The sequence below is a fragment of the Micromonospora sp. NPDC049051 genome, from assembly GCF_043197575.1.
Classification (GTDB): Bacteria; Actinomycetota; Actinomycetes; order Mycobacteriales; family Micromonosporaceae; genus Micromonospora.
This window is the reverse complement of record NZ_JBICTL010000001.1, coordinates 56,682-72,359: the sequence shown is the minus strand read 5'-3', so window position 1 is coordinate 72,359 and position 15,678 is coordinate 56,682. Positions and strand designations below refer to the sequence as shown.

General features: G+C 72.7%; 15 protein-coding genes. 6 read left to right on the top strand and 9 right to left on the bottom strand.

Annotated elements, in window-relative coordinates:
- Positions 1 to 66: 66 nt before the first annotated feature.
- A complete protein-coding gene (locus ACGFIR_RS00320; protein ID WP_393142408.1) occupies positions 67 to 495 on the bottom strand; it encodes a PH domain-containing protein in 429 nt (142 codons plus the stop codon).
- An 87-nt stretch (positions 496 to 582) separates the two neighbouring features.
- Here ACGFIR_RS00320 and ACGFIR_RS00315 point away from each other — a divergent pair, with 87 nt between their 5' ends.
- The 3 genes from ACGFIR_RS00315 to ACGFIR_RS00305 all read left to right on the top strand — a co-directional run bounded on the left by ACGFIR_RS00315 (position 583) and on the right by ACGFIR_RS00305 (position 3,474).
- Positions 583 to 1,755 (top strand): thiolase family protein, encoded by a 1,173-nt coding sequence (locus ACGFIR_RS00315; protein WP_393142406.1) that lies wholly within the window; start codon positions 583 to 585, stop codon positions 1,753 to 1,755.
- A 53-nt stretch (positions 1,756 to 1,808) separates the two neighbouring features.
- The gene (locus ACGFIR_RS00310) at positions 1,809 to 2,834 is read left to right on the top strand and encodes a phosphotransferase (protein WP_393142404.1); all 1,026 of its coding nucleotides are present in this window, start codon (positions 1,809 to 1,811) and stop codon (positions 2,832 to 2,834) included.
- Positions 2,835 to 2,961: 127 nt separating this feature from the next.
- Positions 2,962 to 3,474 carry a hypothetical protein gene (locus tag ACGFIR_RS00305; protein ID WP_393142402.1) on the top strand — a complete coding sequence of 171 codons (513 nt, stop codon included), beginning with the start codon at positions 2,962 to 2,964 and terminating at the stop codon, positions 3,472 to 3,474.
- A 4-nt stretch (positions 3,475 to 3,478) separates the two neighbouring features.
- On the opposite strand, the gene ACGFIR_RS00300 is transcribed toward ACGFIR_RS00305, so the two are convergent.
- The 4 genes from ACGFIR_RS00300 to ACGFIR_RS00285 are packed head-to-tail and all read right to left on the bottom strand — an operon-like array spanning position 3,479 to position 7,060.
- A complete protein-coding gene (locus tag ACGFIR_RS00300) occupies positions 3,479 to 4,690 on the bottom strand; it encodes an ABC transporter permease (protein WP_393142400.1) in 1,212 nt (403 codons plus the stop codon).
- Complete coding sequence (locus tag ACGFIR_RS00295) at positions 4,687 to 5,424, bottom strand: ABC transporter ATP-binding protein (RefSeq protein ID WP_393143682.1); 738 nt, start codon at positions 5,422 to 5,424, stop codon at positions 4,687 to 4,689. The genes ACGFIR_RS00300 and ACGFIR_RS00295 overlap by 4 nt, the downstream gene beginning before the upstream one ends.
- A gap of 11 nt (positions 5,425 to 5,435) precedes the next feature.
- Positions 5,436 to 6,512 (bottom strand): peptidoglycan-binding protein, encoded by a 1,077-nt coding sequence (locus ACGFIR_RS00290; protein WP_393142398.1) that lies wholly within the window; start codon positions 6,510 to 6,512, stop codon positions 5,436 to 5,438.
- A complete protein-coding gene (locus ACGFIR_RS00285; RefSeq protein ID WP_393005437.1) occupies positions 6,509 to 7,060 on the bottom strand; it encodes a hypothetical protein in 552 nt (183 codons plus the stop codon). Before ACGFIR_RS00285 ends, ACGFIR_RS00290 begins: the two co-directional genes overlap by 4 nt.
- 182 nt (positions 7,061 to 7,242) lie before the next feature.
- On the opposite strand from ACGFIR_RS00285, the gene ACGFIR_RS00280 reads away from it, so the two are divergent.
- The gene (locus ACGFIR_RS00280; protein ID WP_393005439.1) at positions 7,243 to 7,911 is read left to right on the top strand and encodes a response regulator transcription factor; all 669 of its coding nucleotides are present in this window, start codon (positions 7,243 to 7,245) and stop codon (positions 7,909 to 7,911) included.
- The gene (locus tag ACGFIR_RS00275) at positions 7,908 to 8,975 is read left to right on the top strand and encodes an ATP-binding protein (protein WP_393142396.1); all 1,068 of its coding nucleotides are present in this window, start codon (positions 7,908 to 7,910) and stop codon (positions 8,973 to 8,975) included. Before ACGFIR_RS00280 ends, ACGFIR_RS00275 begins: the two co-directional genes overlap by 4 nt.
- Before the next feature lie 89 nt (positions 8,976 to 9,064).
- On the opposite strand, the gene ACGFIR_RS00270 is transcribed toward ACGFIR_RS00275, so the two are convergent.
- Positions 9,065 to 10,660 carry a ricin-type beta-trefoil lectin domain protein gene (locus ACGFIR_RS00270; RefSeq protein ID WP_393005443.1) on the bottom strand — a complete coding sequence of 532 codons (1,596 nt, stop codon included), beginning with the start codon at positions 10,658 to 10,660 and terminating at the stop codon, positions 9,065 to 9,067.
- Positions 10,661 to 10,885: 225 nt separating this feature from the next.
- The gene (locus ACGFIR_RS00265; protein ID WP_393142394.1) at positions 10,886 to 13,042 is read right to left on the bottom strand and encodes a hypothetical protein; all 2,157 of its coding nucleotides are present in this window, start codon (positions 13,040 to 13,042) and stop codon (positions 10,886 to 10,888) included.
- Between the two features lie 121 nt (positions 13,043 to 13,163).
- On the opposite strand from ACGFIR_RS00265, the gene ACGFIR_RS00260 reads away from it, so the two are divergent.
- Complete coding sequence (locus tag ACGFIR_RS00260; RefSeq protein WP_393005611.1) at positions 13,164 to 13,871, top strand: glycosyltransferase family 2 protein; 708 nt, start codon at positions 13,164 to 13,166, stop codon at positions 13,869 to 13,871.
- A 93-nt stretch (positions 13,872 to 13,964) separates the two neighbouring features.
- Here the strand turns inward: ACGFIR_RS00260 and ACGFIR_RS00255 are convergent, their stop codons facing one another.
- A complete protein-coding gene (locus ACGFIR_RS00255; RefSeq protein ID WP_393005447.1) occupies positions 13,965 to 14,867 on the bottom strand; it encodes a transketolase family protein in 903 nt (300 codons plus the stop codon).
- A 2-nt stretch (positions 14,868 to 14,869) separates the two neighbouring features.
- On the bottom strand, positions 14,870 to 15,637 hold the full coding sequence (locus tag ACGFIR_RS00250; RefSeq protein ID WP_393142392.1) for a transketolase: 768 nt from the start codon (positions 15,635 to 15,637) through the stop codon (positions 14,870 to 14,872).
- Positions 15,638 to 15,678 lie beyond the last annotated feature (41 nt).

Genomic DNA, 15,678 nt, shown 5'->3' with positions numbered 1-15,678 from the left:
GGGCGGGCCCAGCGTCGCCACCTGGCCTGTGGCGGGCCGCCCGGGGCGACGCCGGGCGCGCGTCGCTCAGCGCGGGCGGGCCTCGTGCAGGGCCTCGGCCACCTCGGCGGGGTGCGCGCCGAGTTCGTGGCGGCCGAGGAGGTGCAGCGAGTCTCCCGCGTCGATCTCCAGCAGTTCGCCGGTCAGGCCCCGCCGCGCGCGGCGGTCCACGGTCACCTTCTCGATGGCCGACCAGGGCAGCCGCCGGCGCCCCGCGAAGCCCTGGACGACCGTTATCCCGTCCGGGTCGACCGCGAGCCGGACCGGCGCGAGAAGGTCACGCGCCGCCCAGCCGGCGAGCGCGACGGCCGTGAGTACGGCCAGCGCCAACCGGATCCGGTCGCCCCCGTCGAGGAGCAGCGCCAGCGCCAACAGTGCGACCGCGCCGGTCAGCTTGAGCGCCGGTAGGGCTGGCGGCACCCGCCACTGCCGGGTCGGTGCCGGGTGTGGAGGCATCCGTTCAGCATGCCAGGGCACGGGGGAGGACGCCGGGCCCGCCGAGGACGTAGGATCGGGGCCAGCCTATGTTACCGGGGAGTAGTCATGAGTGACGCAGTCATCGTCGGCGCGGTACGCACCCCGGTGGGACGGCGTAAGGGCAGCCTGGCGGCCGTGCACCCGGTCGACCTCTCGGCGCACGTGCTGCGCGCCCTCGCCGAGCGCACCGGCATCGACCCGGCGCAGGTCGACGACGTGGTCTGGGGCTGCGTCTCCCAGGTCGGCGACCAGTCGTGGAACGTCGCCCGCAACGCCGTGCTGGCCGCCGGCTGGCCCGAGTCGGTGCCCGGCACCACGCTCGACCGGCAGTGCGGCTCCAGCCAGCAGGCCCTGCACTTCGCCGCCGCCACCGTCCTCTCCGGCCAGGCCGACCTGGTCGTCGCCGGTGGCGTCGAGTCGATGACCCGGGTCGCGATGGGCGCCAGCGTGGCGGGCGGGTCGCCGTTCAGCGACCAGCTGCGCGACCGCTACCGGGGCGTCGAGGGCTTCGCCGACGACGCACCGCTGCCGTTCAACCAGGGCGTCGGGGCGGAGCTGATCGCCGAGCGCTGGCGCCTCTCCCGCGCCCAGCTCGACGAGTTCGCCCTCGCCAGCCACGAGAAGGCCGCCGCCGCGCAGGACGCCGGCGCCTTCGACGCCGAGATCGCCCCGGTCGCCCTGGCCGACGGCGGCAAGTTCACCGCCGACGAGGGCATCCGGCGGGACACCTCGCTGGAGAAGCTCGGCGAGCTGGCGACCCCGTTCCGCCCCGACGGCGTCGTCACCGCCGGCTCCGCGTCGCAGATCTCCGACGGCGCGGCGGCGCTCGCGGTCACCACCAGCGAGTGGGCCAGCCGGCACGGCCTGCGCCCGTTGGCCCGGGTGCACACCGCCGTCGTGGCCGCCGACGACCCGGTGACCATGCTGACCGCGCCCATCCCGGCCACCGCGAAGGCGCTGCGCCGCGCGGGGCTGGGCATCGAGGAGATCGGGGTGTACGAGGTCAACGAGGCGTTCGCCCCGGTGCCGCTGGCCTGGCTGGCGGAGACCGAGGCGGACCCGGAGCGGCTGAACCCGCGCGGCGGTGCGATCGCCCTCGGCCACCCGCTCGGCGGCTCCGGCGCCCGGATCATGACCACCATGCTCGCCCACATGCGGGACAACGACATCCGCTACGGCCTCCAGACGATGTGCGAGGGCGGCGGCATGGCCAACGCCACGATCGTCGAGCTGCTGTAGGGCGGCGGAAAACCCATGGCCCGACGGCCCGGTCGGCGGCTACGTTGCCCGGCGTGACAGACGCCGCCACGCAGCCCGACGACCGGGCCAGCACGCCACGCGCCGGCTGGGCCGACCCGGGCTGGCGGGACGCCGCGCTCGACTGGATCGGCGAGCGACTCGGTCGGCACGGCCGCCGGATCGTCGGGCCGGTCGAGCCCCGGGTCCGGCCCTGGTCGCTGGTCTGGCGGGTGCCCACCGACGGCGGAGACGTCTGGTTCAAGGCGAACAACCCCGGCACCCGTTACGAGGCCGCGCTGCTGGCCGCGCTGGCCCGGCTCGCCCCCGGCCGGGTGCTCGACCCGCTCGCCGTGGACGCCGACCGGGGCTGGTCCCTGCTGCCCGACGGCGGCCGGACGCTGCGCGACGCGCTGGGCGGCGACCGGAGCCTGCTGGCCCGCTGGGAGCAGGTCCTGCCCGAGTACGCCGAACTCCAGCGCGCGGTCGCGCCCGCAGCCGGCGAACTGCTCGCCCTCGGCGTGCCCGACCACCGGCCCGAGGCGCTGCCGGAGCTGTTCGAGGCGCTGCTGGAGGACGAGGAGTCGCTGCTGTCCGGGACGGAGGACGGGCTCACCGCCGAGGCGCACGAGCGGCTGCGCGCCCACCGGCCCGCGTTCGCCGAGGACTGCCGGCGGCTGGCCGGATCGGGCGTCGCGCCGACCGTCCAGCACGACGACCTGCACGACGGCAACGTCTTCGTGGCCGGCGCCGGGTACCGCTTCTTCGACTGGGGCGACGCCTCGGTGGCGCATCCGTTCGGCACCCTGCTGGTGACGTTGAACTCGGTCGCGGACGCGTTCGGGCTGCCCGAGGGCGATCCGGCGCTGGCCCGGCTCCGCGACGCCTACCTGGAGCCGTGGTCGGAGGGGCACGATCCGGCGACGCTGCGGGAGGCGGCCCGCCTGGCCGTACGCGTCACCCGGGTCAGCCGGGCGCTCTCCTGGCGCCGCGCCCTGCGGGGCGCCGACCCGGGCCGGGCGGAGTACGCCGCCGCGGTGCCCGGCTGGCTCCAGGAGCTGTTCGCGCCCGACCCGGTCTGAGCGGTGGCCGGCCCCGGCGGGCCGCCGGGGCCCGGGAGCCGCACAGGCGGTGCGACGGGCGGCCGTGGAAGTTCTGCAATTTGCGCGTGACCCATGTCACTACCATGCCGCCGTCGTTGGGCAGGGCATGGACGTCTTCTCCCGAACGTTCCTCCCGGCCGCCTCCGAGGCCGGGCTGGCGGTGCAGACCGTCACCCGCCACATGCCGGTCTTCCGGCGCTGCGTCGGCTCCGGCGACGCCACCATTCTCGTCACCCGGTGCGCCCGACCGGACCGCCCGATGGCCGGCGAGTACCTCCTCCTGCTGACCCACCGCCGGCTGGTCGTCACGCAGCAGACCCGCGTGCTGCACCGGCTGCGCCTGCACCTCAACACGGAGTTGCGGGAACTCAGCAACGTCACCTGGAGCCCCGATCCGCGCCTGCAGTCGGTCGAGCTGGCGGCCACGGCGATCGACGGGATCCGCGAGCGCTTCCTCATCCGTACCCGCCACCCGAAGCAGGTGTGGCAGCTCGACGCGCTGCTCAACCACGCCTTCCGGACCCGGCTGCGGACACCCCGGGAGCGGCTCGTCGCCACGATCGGCGACATCCCGCCGGCCGCGCGGCCCGTCGCCTTCCGTCCCGCCGTGGTGCGCTGACCACTCAGCTGCCGGTGAGGGCCTGGGTCGGCGTCATCCGGGCCGCGCGCATGGCCGGGTACAGGCCGGCTACGGTCCCCACGGCGAGGGTGGCCGCCATCCCGCCAGCGGTCGCCCACGGGGGTACGACGACCATCCACTGCCTGGTCGCGGCGTAGACGCTGGTGGCGATGATGCCGAACAGCACACCTCCGGCACCTCCGATCGCCGACAACAGCAGCGACTCGACCAGGAACTGCAATCGCACCTGCCCACGGGTGGCGCCGAGCGCGCGGCGTAGGCCGATCTCGGTCCGGCGTTCCAGGACGGAGATCACCATGGTGTTGGCGACCCCGATGGCTCCGACCAGCACCGCGACCGCACCGAGCCCGATCATCAGGTTCTGGAACGTCTGGTCGGTCGCGGCCTGGGCGGCCAGCGCGTCGGACGGGCGGGAGACGCGCACCTCGTACGGCGCGGCCGGGTTGACGGTCCGGCCGAGTAGCGTACGGACCGCCGCCACGGCGTCGGATCGTATCCGGGTGTAGACGCTGGTGGGATGACCGTTGAAGCCGAGGTCCCGGACAGCGACGGACCACCCGATCAACGCGGCGAGGTCGAGCTCCGGAGCCAGCGGCGCCGGCGCGAGGATGCCGACGACGGTGAACCGTTGGCGACCGACGACGACCTGACTCTGCCCGGTGATCTCGTCGAAGCCGAGGTTCTGGGCGGCCTCGGCGCCGAGCACGACGGTGGGGAACTGGACGCTCGGCTCGGTGAGCCAGTGTCCGGCCGCCATCGTGGCGCGAAGGGTGTCGGGCAGGTTGAGGAGGGTCGCGTAGACGCCGATGCTGTTGGTCTCCTCGGCCGGTACGAGTTCGTTGCGGTAGACCGATGTCTCCGGCAGGACGCCCACGGCCGAGACGGACTCGACGGCGTCCATCCGGGCCACCATGGGAACGGCGGTCTCCGGCAGCGTGGCGGTCGTGCCGTACTCGGTCTTCCCCGGCGTGGCGGTGAGCATGTTGGTGCCGAGCTCGGCCAGCCGGTGGTCGAGGTCGGCGCGGCTGGAGGAGGAGATGCCGACCACGCTGATCATCGCGGCGATGCCGATGGCGATGCCGAGCGCGGACAGCACGACCCGTAACCTCCTCGCGCGTAGGCCGGCGGCCCCGACGCGCACCACATCGCCCGGTCCGAGCCGGGCCGGCCGCGGCCCGTTCCGTCGCGCCGTCATGCGGTGCCCCCGTCCGGCTGGCCGTCGCCCCACCCGGCGACGGCGCGAGGTGGCGCGACCGCGTTCGAGCAGAGGAGCGTGTCGGCCACCACGAGGCCGTCGGCGATCTCCACCTGTCGGGGCAGGGCCATGGCGACCTCGTGGTCATGGGTGATGACCACGACAGTGGTTCCGGTGGTGTTGAGGTCCCGCAGCAGTTCCATGACCGTGGCGCCGGAGACGGAGTCGAGGTTGCCGGTCGGCTCGTCGGCCAGCAACAGTCGTGGCGCGCCGATCAGGGCACGGGCGATGGCGGCACGTTGCTGTTCCCCGCCCGACAACTCGTGCGGGCGGTGATGCAGTCGGTGGTCGAGCCCCACCCGCTCCAGCGCCTGGGCGGCCCGCCTACGCCGTTCGCGTAGGCCCACCCCGGCATAGAGCAGCCCGTCGGCGACCGCTTCGCAGACCGGCTGACCAGGGGTGAGGTGGAACTGCTGGAACACGAAGCCGATGGTGCTGGCCCGCAGCGCCGACAGTTGCCGGTCGGTGAGGTCGGTGACGGAGTGCCCGGCTATGTCCACCCGTCCGCTGGTCGGCCGGTCCAGCGTCCCGATGAGGTTCAACAACGACGACTTCCCCGAGCCCGAGCGGCCCACGACGGCCACCGCCTCGCCGCGCTCGATCACCAGGGACACGCCGGCCACGGCACGGACACCGCCGGGATATTCACGGACGACGTCCTCCAGGACGACCACGGGGCTTGTGCTCATGCGGCTACTCCCACGACCGTTCCCGCAACGAGGCCGTCGCCGCTGACCTCGACCTGCCCTTCGGCGAACAGACCGGTCCTCACCGGCACCACCCGCCGTTCGGCACCGTCGCGGATCTCCAGTCCGTACCCGCCGTCGGGGATCGCCAGCAGTGCCCCCACGGACACCGTCAGGACGTTGACGCGCGTCTGCGCGACGTACCGTACGGTCACCTCCGTGTCGTCGGGCAGGTCCAGCGCTGCCTTGTCCGCGACGCTCACCACCACCGGGATCCGCTGAGTGTCCGCGTTCCCGCTGGCGGCCGCGTCAGCCGGATCCGACTCGGCTCCGACAACCGTGACCCTGCCCGGCACCTCCCTGCCGCCAGGCAGGCGAACGGTGACGGCGTTGCGCACCCGGGCCAGGCGTTGGTCCCTCAGCGCGACGTCGGCGGTGACGACCCGGGTGGTGCTGGTGACCGTCAGCACCTCGCCCGTGGCCGTGGCGCCAACTCGTACCGACTGCGTCGCGATCCGCACCCGGCCTTCGGCATAGATCACGTCCGCAACCTCCACGGTGCCCGTCTCGTCGCGTTCCAGGGCCGCCTGCCAGCGTTTGACGGCCCTCGCCGTCGCGGCGGTGAACTCGGTGTCGACGGTGAAACCCGTGTATCCGAGCGCATTGAGGTTCTGCGTGAACTGCTTGACGTCCTCGCCCCTGGTTCCGATCGTGAGCTGGCGATACATCGGCAGCGCCCCGTAGAGCAGCACCAGTGGCCGGTCGTCGATCCGCAGCAGCGCCTCTCCCCTCGACACCATGGCTCCTGGTGTCGGCAGCCACGTGACGGTGCCGGACGCCTGCGAGATCACCGGTGTCGGGTTGCCGTACGAGATGCGGCCGGTGACGACCGTCTGGTCGACGAGGGTCTTGCGGATGAGGGTGGTCGTGTTCGCGGGCGCCGGGTGCTGGCCGGAACTCCCGGTGTTCCCACCGAGGCCGATCGCCGTGGTGGCGGCCCCGCCGACGACCGCCACCGCCAGTGCCACCAGCGCCGCCCGCCGGAGCAGGCGCGGAACCGGACGCGGCCCGGTCATCCGCCATCCGGCATCGGGATGCCCAACTCCTTGACGCAATCCTTGTAGGCCTTCTCCACCTCGGGCAGTTTCTTGAGGGAGTTGTACCTGCCCGGCGTCTGGTACTCCGGATTCGGATTCGGATCGGGGTAGTCGGCGAAACCGCGCTCCCGGACACACCTGGCGATGGCCCGCAGGTTCTTGAGCTCCTCGGGAGACATCTCGTACTTCAGATATGGTTCGGGCCGGTCGGCCTCGGCCGGCTGTTGTGCCCGGCACTGGGCCCAGGCGGCGTGGCTGTCGATAGCGCCGCTCGGGATTCCGTCGATTTCCATCTTCGCGTTCATCGCGGAGCTGTGGTGTCCGGCGTACTTCGCGTCGGGCATCCCGTTCGCACGCAGGCACCCCAGCCACGACTCCATCTTCCGGTCGTAGTCCTGCCACTGCCCGGCACCGGACCCGGCCGAGGATTCCGCCCCGGTCGAGCAGGCAACGCAGCCGAGCACCAGTCCGATCCCGACAACCGGCGCCAGGGCCGCTCGTAGCAGTCGACTTCGTGCTGTCGTCATGCTTGTCCCTTTCGTCGACACGTCGCCCGGCATCACCGAGCACGTGGTCCGGCCGCACCAACGGTCCGACCACGGCCATGGAGTCTGCCGACAGGCACGTAGGCCGGCCGTGAGCGAACGGCTGACGGAACCTTTACCTACGCCCTGGCATGCTCCGAGGCGATATCTGGAAGGGAGTTCCGGTGCGGATACTCGTGGCGGACGACGAGCGGCTGTTGGCCGACATGGTCGCGACCGGACTGCGGCAGCAGTCGATGGCGGTCGACGTCAGCTACGACGGCCACGGCGCCGTCGAACGGCTGAGTGTGAACAGCTACGACGTCGCCGTCCTCGACCGCGACATGCCTGGCCGTACCGGCGACGAGATCTGCCGCTGGATCGTGCGGTCCCAGCGGACGACGCGGGTGTTGATGCTCACCGCCGCTGGCGGCATCCGCGACCGGGTGGAGGGCCTCAACATCGGCGCCGACGACTACCTCGCCAAGCCGTTCGCCTTCGCCGAACTGGTCGCCCGGATCCAGGCGCTCGGGCGACGATCGGCACCGGCGGTGGCGCCGATACTCGAACACGACGGTCTCGTCGTCGACGTCGGCCGTCATGTCGCGCTGCGCGACGGGCGGGTCCTCGCCCTGACCCACAAGGAATTCGCCGTCCTGCACGTGCTCATGCGGCACGTCGGGCAGGTGGTGAGCAGCGAGGAACTGCTGGAACACGCCTGGGACGAACACGTCAACCCGTTCACCCACGTTGTGCGGGTCACCGTCATGACGCTGCGCCGGAAGATCGGCGACCCGCCGTTGATCCACACGGTGCGCGGTGCCGGCTACCGGGTCGGCGCGGGAGCGGCATGAACCTGCAGACTCCCCGCCGACGGCTCCTGGTCGTCTGCGTGGCGGCGTTCGCCGCCGGTTACGCCGTACGGATCCTCGGTCAGAGTCTGTTCACCTGGTTCTACCTCGGGCTGAAGGCCGCGTGCCCGGACCACGCCGTGTGCGTGAAGATCAGGGAGGAGGCGCACTGGCTGTTGCCGGACGCTATCGCCGCACTTGCCGTGGTCGCACTGCTCCTGCTGCTACGGCCCGTTTCCTGGGCGCTACGGCCGGTACGCGACCTCGTCCCGGTCGTCGCTCGGATCGGCCCGCAGAACCTGGGTTACCGCACCGGTGTCGTCAGCGGCCGCAACGACGAGTTTGCGGCGCTGTGCCGGGCGATCGACGACATGATGGACCGCATCTCGACCGGCTACGAGGGACAGCGCCGATTCGCCGCCAACGCCTCCCACGAGCTGCGCACCCCGCTCGCGGTGCAGCGGACGCTGATCGAGGTCGGCATGGCACAGCCGCTCACGGGCGAACAGCTCACGCTGCTCGCCACCCAGTTGCTGAAGACCAACGAGCGCAACGAGCGGCTCGTCGAAGGGCTGCTCGCGCTCAGCGAGGCGGACCACGGGTTGGTGTCACGGCTGCCGCAACGCCTCGATCAGATCGCGGCCTCCGTCATCGCCGCGCACCAGGCCACGGCGGACACCCACGCCGTGCAGCTCACCAGCGAGCTTCGACCACGGATCGTCGAGGGCGAACAGGTCCTGCTGGAGCGACTGGTGACGAATCTCGTGCAGAACGCGATCAAGTACAACCACGCCCAGGGCACCGTTCACGTCACGGTTGGCGAATCTCCCGCGCTCGTCGTCAACACCGGGCAGATCGTGCCCGCGGACGCCGTGACCGGCCTGTTCGAGCCGTTGAAGCGGCTGGCGGCTGACCGGATCGCGCACAGCGGAGGCGCCGGGCTCGGGCTGGCCATCGCACGATCGATCACCCAGGCGCACGGCGGCACCATCACCGCGACCGCTCTCGACCGTGGCGGCCTGCGCCTGGAGGTCCTGTTGCCAGGCGTACGCGACGGCGGCCTGTGACACCCGCGGCGGGTGCTCCGTCACGCGGGCCGCCGGCGTGAGCGGTGCCGCCCGGGGAGGGGCGGCACCGCTCACGAGAAGAGCCGGGTTCAGTAGACGCGGGAGCCGATGAAGTCGTCGTGCCCGTAGCCCACCGGGTTGGCGAAGTTGCGCGACTCGAAGGACCACTGCTGCCGGGTGCTGGTGGAGCAGGCGGCCAGGCGCAGCCGGGGGGTGCCCGACGCCGGGCTGTCGAACGCCAGGCAGAGGCCGCTGTTGCCGGCCGTCCGGATCTGGTTGCCGGCGAACACGAACTTCTGGTTGGCGCCGCCGTGGCAGTCGTGGATGTTCACCGCCGTACCGGCGCTCAGTGAACCACCCGAGACGTCGAGGCAGCGGTCGTGGGACAGCTCCGAGTGCACCGACTGACGGGTCGCGTCGTACCAGAAGCCCTGGTTACGCCCGCCGTGGCAGCCGTACGACTGCTGTGGGGTGCCGTTGCGTGAGTCGTAGCCCTTGCCGTCGACGCAGGTGCCGGTGGCGGCGTTGCGCAGCTGCTTGAACTCGAGGAGTCCGGGGTAGAGCACGCCGTTGCCGGTGCTGGCCGGGTCGACGCAGGTGCCGCGCTGTTGCCCGGAGTTGAAGAACTGGGTGATGCACTGGGCGAACATGCCGTGTCCCCGGTAGTTCGGGTGGAACGACTGCCGCGCCGCGTTCTCGTCCCAGACGCCGACCTCGATGTGCAGCCCGCGTACGGAGGTGCTGTCGGTGCACACCTCGTGGCCGTGGAAGAGCCGGCTGGCGTCCAGGTAGCGGGTGCCGGTGTTGGCCGCCGCCGCGCGCAGCGACTTCTCGAACAGCGGCACCGCCTTGTTCCGCCCGAACGCGGAGTCGGCCAGGTAGGTGAGGCATCCGCCGGCGTACCAGCCGGGGAAGTTCGGATTGTCCTCCACGTCGGGGCCGAAGGGGCTCGGGTACGACATGAAGACCAGCTCGTAGTCGGACTGCAGGTAGCCGGCCCCGGTCATGGTCCGCCGGATGTCGGTGAGCGCGTCCTGGACCGCCTGCCGGCTGCCGTCCGTGCGGACGGCCCACTGGTCGGTGTAGGTGGGGTAGCACGCGCCCTGGAGGAAGACCCGGCTGACGGCACAGTCGGTGGCGACCGGGCCGAACTGGATCGTGCCCTCGCCGTTGGCGCCGACCACCACCCAGATCAGCTTGATGTGCGTGTTGCGCGCCTTGATGGCCAGGTGGTCGCCCTGGTTGAGCTCGTTGTGCTGGGTCGGCCCGCCCCGGATCAGGTTCCACGGGGTCGCCCCGGAGCAGGCGATGTTGTACTTCTCGTTGGCGGTGATCCCGGTGCGGAAGACCGCCTGGTCGTACGAGCGGTCGCACCAGTTGCCGGGTTGGTGGGTGCCGGGGATGTAGTTGCCGACCCCCTCACCGGAGATCTGGCTGTCACCCATGGTGATCAGCGCGGTGCGGCGCTGTTCGATGGGGCGGATGCCGGGCGCGCCGTAGAGCGCGGTGGCCTCGCTGGCGCGGATCGCCTCCAGGTTGGCGGCGAGTGGCTGGATGGCCGGGCGGTCGGCCGCGGTGGCGGGGGAGGCTGTTCCGGCGAGCATCGGCAGGACGAGCGCGGCGGCGGCGACGACGGTGAACACCCGTCGTCGGGCGCGTTCGCGCCTGGCAGAGGAACCAAGCATCGACCCACTCCTTTCGGCTCGATCGCGGGACGTCGATCGAGTCACCAGAAGGTAGCGCCGGCTTCGATGCATGTGAATGCGTCTCGGAATCGTTGCCGCAGAGTGAAGAACCGGGCGATCCGGGCAAACCGGGGCGGCGTGAGGTGTCGCCGGGGCGACCGGAAGGGCCTCGGCCGGGTCGGTCAACCACCCCACAGCCACACTCGGCGTCGCCCTGCGGCGCGGTCAGCTCCCGGGCGGGAGGGCGTAGCCCACGTAGCTCCGGAACTGCACGCGCCAGTCCGGCGGCACCAGCGCCGTGCACGCCGTCCGGCTGCCCGTGCACACGATGGCGTCGACCGAGGCCGGGTGGGCCGGCGGGCGTTCCGGCAGCACCGACTGGAGCGCCACCAGCTCCGGCGGGCGTCCGCCCGCGTCGCGCAGCAGCAGCCACCAGGGGTACTCCCAGTTGTCGTTCTGCTGCACCAGGCCGATCCGGCGGGCGCCCGTCGCGCGTACCGCGTCGGCGGCCCACCGGAACTCCTCCGTCCACTGGGGGCGACGCAGGAAACGCGTGTCCCATTCGGTGGTGGTGAAGACCGAGCCCGCCCCGACCAGCCGGCGCGGGAAGCCGTACGACACGGCCAGCACCCCGGCCAGCGCGCAGGTGGCCAGCACGGTCACCGCGAGCCCGGCGGCCACCGGCCGCCGGCCACCCACGCCGCCGGCAGCGCGCCGGAACAGCGCGTCCAGCCAGAGGCCCGCCAGCGGTACGGCCAGCGTCAGCGCGTAGAGCAGCAGGCGGTTGCCCCACGGCTGCCACTTGATCATGGCGGTGTGCAGCAGCACGGCCGCCACCACGACCACCGCGTACGCGCGCAGCGGCCCCGCCCGCGTCGGGCTGATCCGGCCGGGCCGGGTCAGCGCGACCGCCGCCCCGATCGCCGCCAGCGCCCCGGCCAGCGGGAAGGCCACCCGGTCCTCGTCGGGGTACCAGGACGGCACCGGGAACCGTTCCTGCCCGAAGGTGGTGGCCCGGTCCTGCGGGTCCACCCTGAGCAATCCGGCGCCGCCAATGATCGCCTCGGCGCCTGCCCGGCGCAGCGGCGCGAGCGGCGTGTCGAACGCGGTGTGCGCGATCCGCAGCGCGTTGACCACCAGCGACGGCGGGTCGTGCCGTTCCATCGGGATGGACTCGCGCAGTCGGGGCGGCCCGAGCGGGTGTCCGAACTCGGCGGTCACCCGAGCGAGGAACGGCCCGACCACCACCACCGCGACGAGCAGGATCAGCGCCGATCCGGCGACCGTCCGGCGCACCTGCCGCCGGGACCGGGAATAAGCGGTGCGGGCCAGCCGGAGCTGGGCCAGCCCCCAGAGCAGCAGCAGTGGACCGACGGCGGCCAGCCCACTGGTCTTGGTCAGCGCGGTCAGCCCGGTGGCCGCGCCCAGCGTCAGTATCGCCCCGACGTCGGCGCGTCGGTGCAGCCCGTCCAGCGCCACCGTGGCCACGCAGGCCACCCAGGCGGCGCAGACCAGGTCCGTCTGGGTGCTGGTCGCCTGGAGCGCCACCATCGGGGTGGTGGCGAGCACGAACGCGGTGAGCAACTGGGCCCGCCGCCCGCCGCCGAGCTGCGCGGTGATCCGGGTCGCCGCCAGCAGTACGCCGACCCCGGCCGCCCACTGCACCAGGTTGTGCAGCGCGTCCCCGCCGGTGAACAGGCGCAGGTGCAGCAGCAGGTACTCGGCGCCGGGCGGGATGGTCACCTGCCGGTGGATGGCCGTCGGCCAGAACTCCAGGCTGCCCTGGGCCACCCACTGCTCGACCTTGGGCAGGTGGTACGTCTGCGAGTCGAAGTTGTTGGGCTCGGCCAGCAAGGCGATCAGCAACTCGACGAGCAGCAGCCCGCCGACCGTGCCGGCGAGCAGCCGCTCGCCGCGACCCGCCGTACGCCAGGCCTGGGCGAGCGTGGCCGACCAGCCGGCGCGGCGGGAGGCGACGCGACCGGCGGCGGCCGGCGGCGCAGGGGGCGGAGGCAGCGGAGTGCCGGCGGCCGGGCCGGCGTTCGCGCCGACCAGCGCCGGCTCCGGCGCGGCGAGAACCTCGACCGCGTCGGCCCGGACAAGGGCGCGCGCGGCGTCCCGGCGGCGGCGCCGGCCGGCGGCGACGGCCGCGCCGGAGAGGAACAACAGCCAGGCCACGGCGAACGCCGGCAGGGTGAGCAGCCGCGCGGCACCCAGTGCTTCCACGGTGAGCACCGCGAACGCGCCGGTGCCCAGAGCCGCCCGGAGCAGCGCGAGTCGACGGCGGCCCACGGTCGGACGCGTGACCGGCCGGAGCGCGATCGCGAGCAGCCCGACTGCGGCGACCGGCACAAGGACGAGCGGGTAGCCGACTGCCGACATGGCGGCAGTAAACACCATGAACCTGAGGTCGCCGCGCCCGATGCTCGCAGTGCTGAACACCGGGCCGGCGGCCTTAAGGCTAGGCTAGGGCCGACATATCGTCCCCACCGTGGAGACTCCCGTGAAGCTCTCGATCCTCATGCCGGTCTACAACGAGGAAGAACGCATCGCGGATGCCCTCAAGCAGGCATTGGCGGTCGACTACCCGTGTGAGATCGAGCTGGTCGTGGTCGACGACGGCAGCCGGGACGGCACCGGTGAGATCCTCGGTCGGGCCGACGACGCGCGCCTGCGGGTCATCACCCACCAGCGCAACGCCGGCAAGGGCGCCGCCATCAAGACGGCGGTCGACAACGCCGAGGGCGACTACATGGTCATTCTCGACGCCGACCTGGAATACGACCCGATGGACATCCCGAAGCTGCTCGACCCGGTGCTCGACGGGCGGGCCACGGTGGTCTACGGCAACCGCACCTTCGGCAGCCACAGCGCCTACAGCTTCTGGTACGTGATGGGCAACAAGGGCGTCACGATGGCCGCGAACGTGCTGTTCAACTCCTACATCGGCGACCTGGAGACCTGCTTCAAGCTGATGCCGGTCGCGCTCTACCGCTCGCTCGACGTCCGCTCCCGCGGCTTCGGCATGGAGGCCGAGGTCACGGGCAAGCTGTTGCGTCGACGCATCCGCCCCTACGAGGTCCCGATCAGCTACCGGGCGCGGGGCCGCGAGGAGGGTAAGAAGATCACCTGGAAGGACGGCGTCGAGGCGATCTGGATCCTCGGCCGCGAGCGCACCCGCCGCCGTCCCCTCGGCACCCCGACGCACTGACCCTTCCGCGTCGCCACGCGGGACGGCCCCGCCGCCCCGGTTCCCGTTCGTCGCGACCAGCACCTCCCGCCGCTGGTCGCTGGCCGGTGTGACTCAGCGGCCGGCCGGCACCGGAGCCGTTTCCAGGAACCCGGCGACCGAGCGGCGCAGCCCGGCGGCGTCCAGCCCGTGCCAGCGGGTGTGGTCCTCGGCGGAGCCGTAGCGGCGCAACTCCTCGCGTCCCACGCCGAGCGCCAGCAGCCGGTGTGGCCGGTCGGCCAGCGCCGCCGACACGACCCGGGCCGAGGTTCCGGCCAGGTAGGGCTCCACCAGGATCACCGCGTCGCCGGCCAGCGCCCGCAGCCCCGCCGTGTCGAACGGCCGCGGCCGGTGGGTGTAGGCCACGCTCACCCCGAGGTCGGCCACCGCCGCCAGCGCCGCGTCGAGCACCGGCCCCACGGCGACCAGCAGCGGCGCGCCCGGGCCCGCGTCCCGGAGCATCCGCAGGGCGCCGTCGCCACCGTACGGCCGGGCGTTGTGCAGCGTGGACAGCCGCAGGTACGCCGAGCCGTCCGCGGCCACCGCGTCCCGCAGCAGCGCCGGAACCTCGTCGGGGTGACCGGGAACGTGCACGGTCCAGCCGTGCAGGGTGTCGACGAGCGATACGTCGGCCGGGGACAGGTGGGTCCGGCCCGCCGCCGCCCGGTCGTACGACGCGCCGACGCTGACCAGCACCGCGCTGACGCCCTGGTGGTCCAGGTCGAGCTTGATCTGCTCGTACGCCCGCTCGACGAGGAACGGGGCGTAGCTGTGCGCGATCGGCCGGAGCCCGGTCAGCGCGAGCCCGCCGGCGACGCCCAGGAGCAGTTGTTCCCGGATCCCGACGTTGAGCACCCGGTCCGGGTGCCGGTACGCGGCCGGGGTGAACGCGTCGGCGGAGATGTCCGCCAGCACCAGGGCCGTACGCGGATCCTCCGCCAGCAGCGCGGTGGTGGTCTCGATGAAGCGGTCCCGCACGGTCACTCCCCCTGGTCGACGACCGCGACGACGACGTGCGGCCGATGGTTGTCGTGCCCGGTCAGGGCGGTGTGCAGGGCGTCGTGGTCGTGCCCGTCGACGGTGGTGGCGGTCCAGCCGTTGACGGTGAACCGGCTCGCCGCGCCGCCCGGCCAGCCGTGCGTGGCGGAGCCGTTGTCGACGACGATCGCGGTCAGGCTGCCCAGCCCGGACGCCCCCGCGTACGCGATCGCCTCGTGGTTGGAGCCCTCGTCCAGCTCGGCGTCGCCGAGCAGCACGTACACCCGGGGCGTCAGCAGGCCCTGGGCGCGCAGCCCGAGCGCGGTGCCGACGCCGAGGCCGAGCCCGTGGCCCAGCGAGCCGGAGCCGATCTCGACCCCGGGCACCAGCACCCGGTCGGGGTGGTCGCCGAGCCGGCTGTCGGGCCCGCCCTGGTCGTCGAGCCAGTCGGCGGGGACGAACCCCTTGGCGGCGAGCACGGCGTAGTAGCCGGCGACGGCGTGCCCCTTGGAGAGCAGGAACCGGTCCCGCCCGGGGTCGTCGACGGTCTCCGGGGTGACCCGGAGTACCCGGTCGTAGAGGACCCAGAGCACGTCGACCGTGGAGCGGACGTTCGCGCCGAACTCGCGGCCCGCGCGGATCCGCTCGTACCGCGGCGCGACGGGTGCCGGCAGCGGCGGAGCGGTCGGGTGACGGGGTGGCGCGGCGGCCGGGTCGGCGGGTGGCGCGGCGAATGGGGCCGGACCCGCGCTGGCGGTGGTCGTGGTCATGCCGCTAGCCTGCAAGTTGAAGTCCGCTTCAACTCAAGGCG

What these genes read in the sequence shown, in the direction of transcription:
- ACGFIR_RS00320 (WP_393142408.1), bottom strand. Translation starts at nt 495, where the DNA reads ATGCCTCCACACCCGGCACCGACCCGGCAGTGGCGGGTGCCGCCAGCC.
- ACGFIR_RS00315 (WP_393142406.1), top strand. Translation starts at nt 583, where the DNA reads ATGAGTGACGCAGTCATCGTCGGCGCGGTACGCACCCCGGTGGGACGG.
- ACGFIR_RS00305 (WP_393142402.1), top strand. Translation starts at nt 2,962, where the DNA reads ATGGACGTCTTCTCCCGAACGTTCCTCCCGGCCGCCTCCGAGGCCGGG.
- ACGFIR_RS00300 (WP_393142400.1), bottom strand. Translation starts at nt 4,690, where the DNA reads ATGACGGCGCGACGGAACGGGCCGCGGCCGGCCCGGCTCGGACCGGGC.
- ACGFIR_RS00290 (WP_393142398.1), bottom strand. Translation starts at nt 6,512, where the DNA reads ATGACCGGGCCGCGTCCGGTTCCGCGCCTGCTCCGGCGGGCGGCGCTG.
- ACGFIR_RS00285 (WP_393005437.1), bottom strand. Translation starts at nt 7,060, where the DNA reads ATGACGACAGCACGAAGTCGACTGCTACGAGCGGCCCTGGCGCCGGTT.
- ACGFIR_RS00275 (WP_393142396.1), top strand. Translation starts at nt 7,908, where the DNA reads ATGAACCTGCAGACTCCCCGCCGACGGCTCCTGGTCGTCTGCGTGGCG.
- ACGFIR_RS00270 (WP_393005443.1), bottom strand. Translation starts at nt 10,660, where the DNA reads ATGCTTGGTTCCTCTGCCAGGCGCGAACGCGCCCGACGACGGGTGTTC.
- ACGFIR_RS00265 (WP_393142394.1), bottom strand. Translation starts at nt 13,042, where the DNA reads ATGTCGGCAGTCGGCTACCCGCTCGTCCTTGTGCCGGTCGCCGCAGTC.
- ACGFIR_RS00250 (WP_393142392.1), bottom strand. Translation starts at nt 15,637, where the DNA reads ATGACCACGACCACCGCCAGCGCGGGTCCGGCCCCATTCGCCGCGCCA.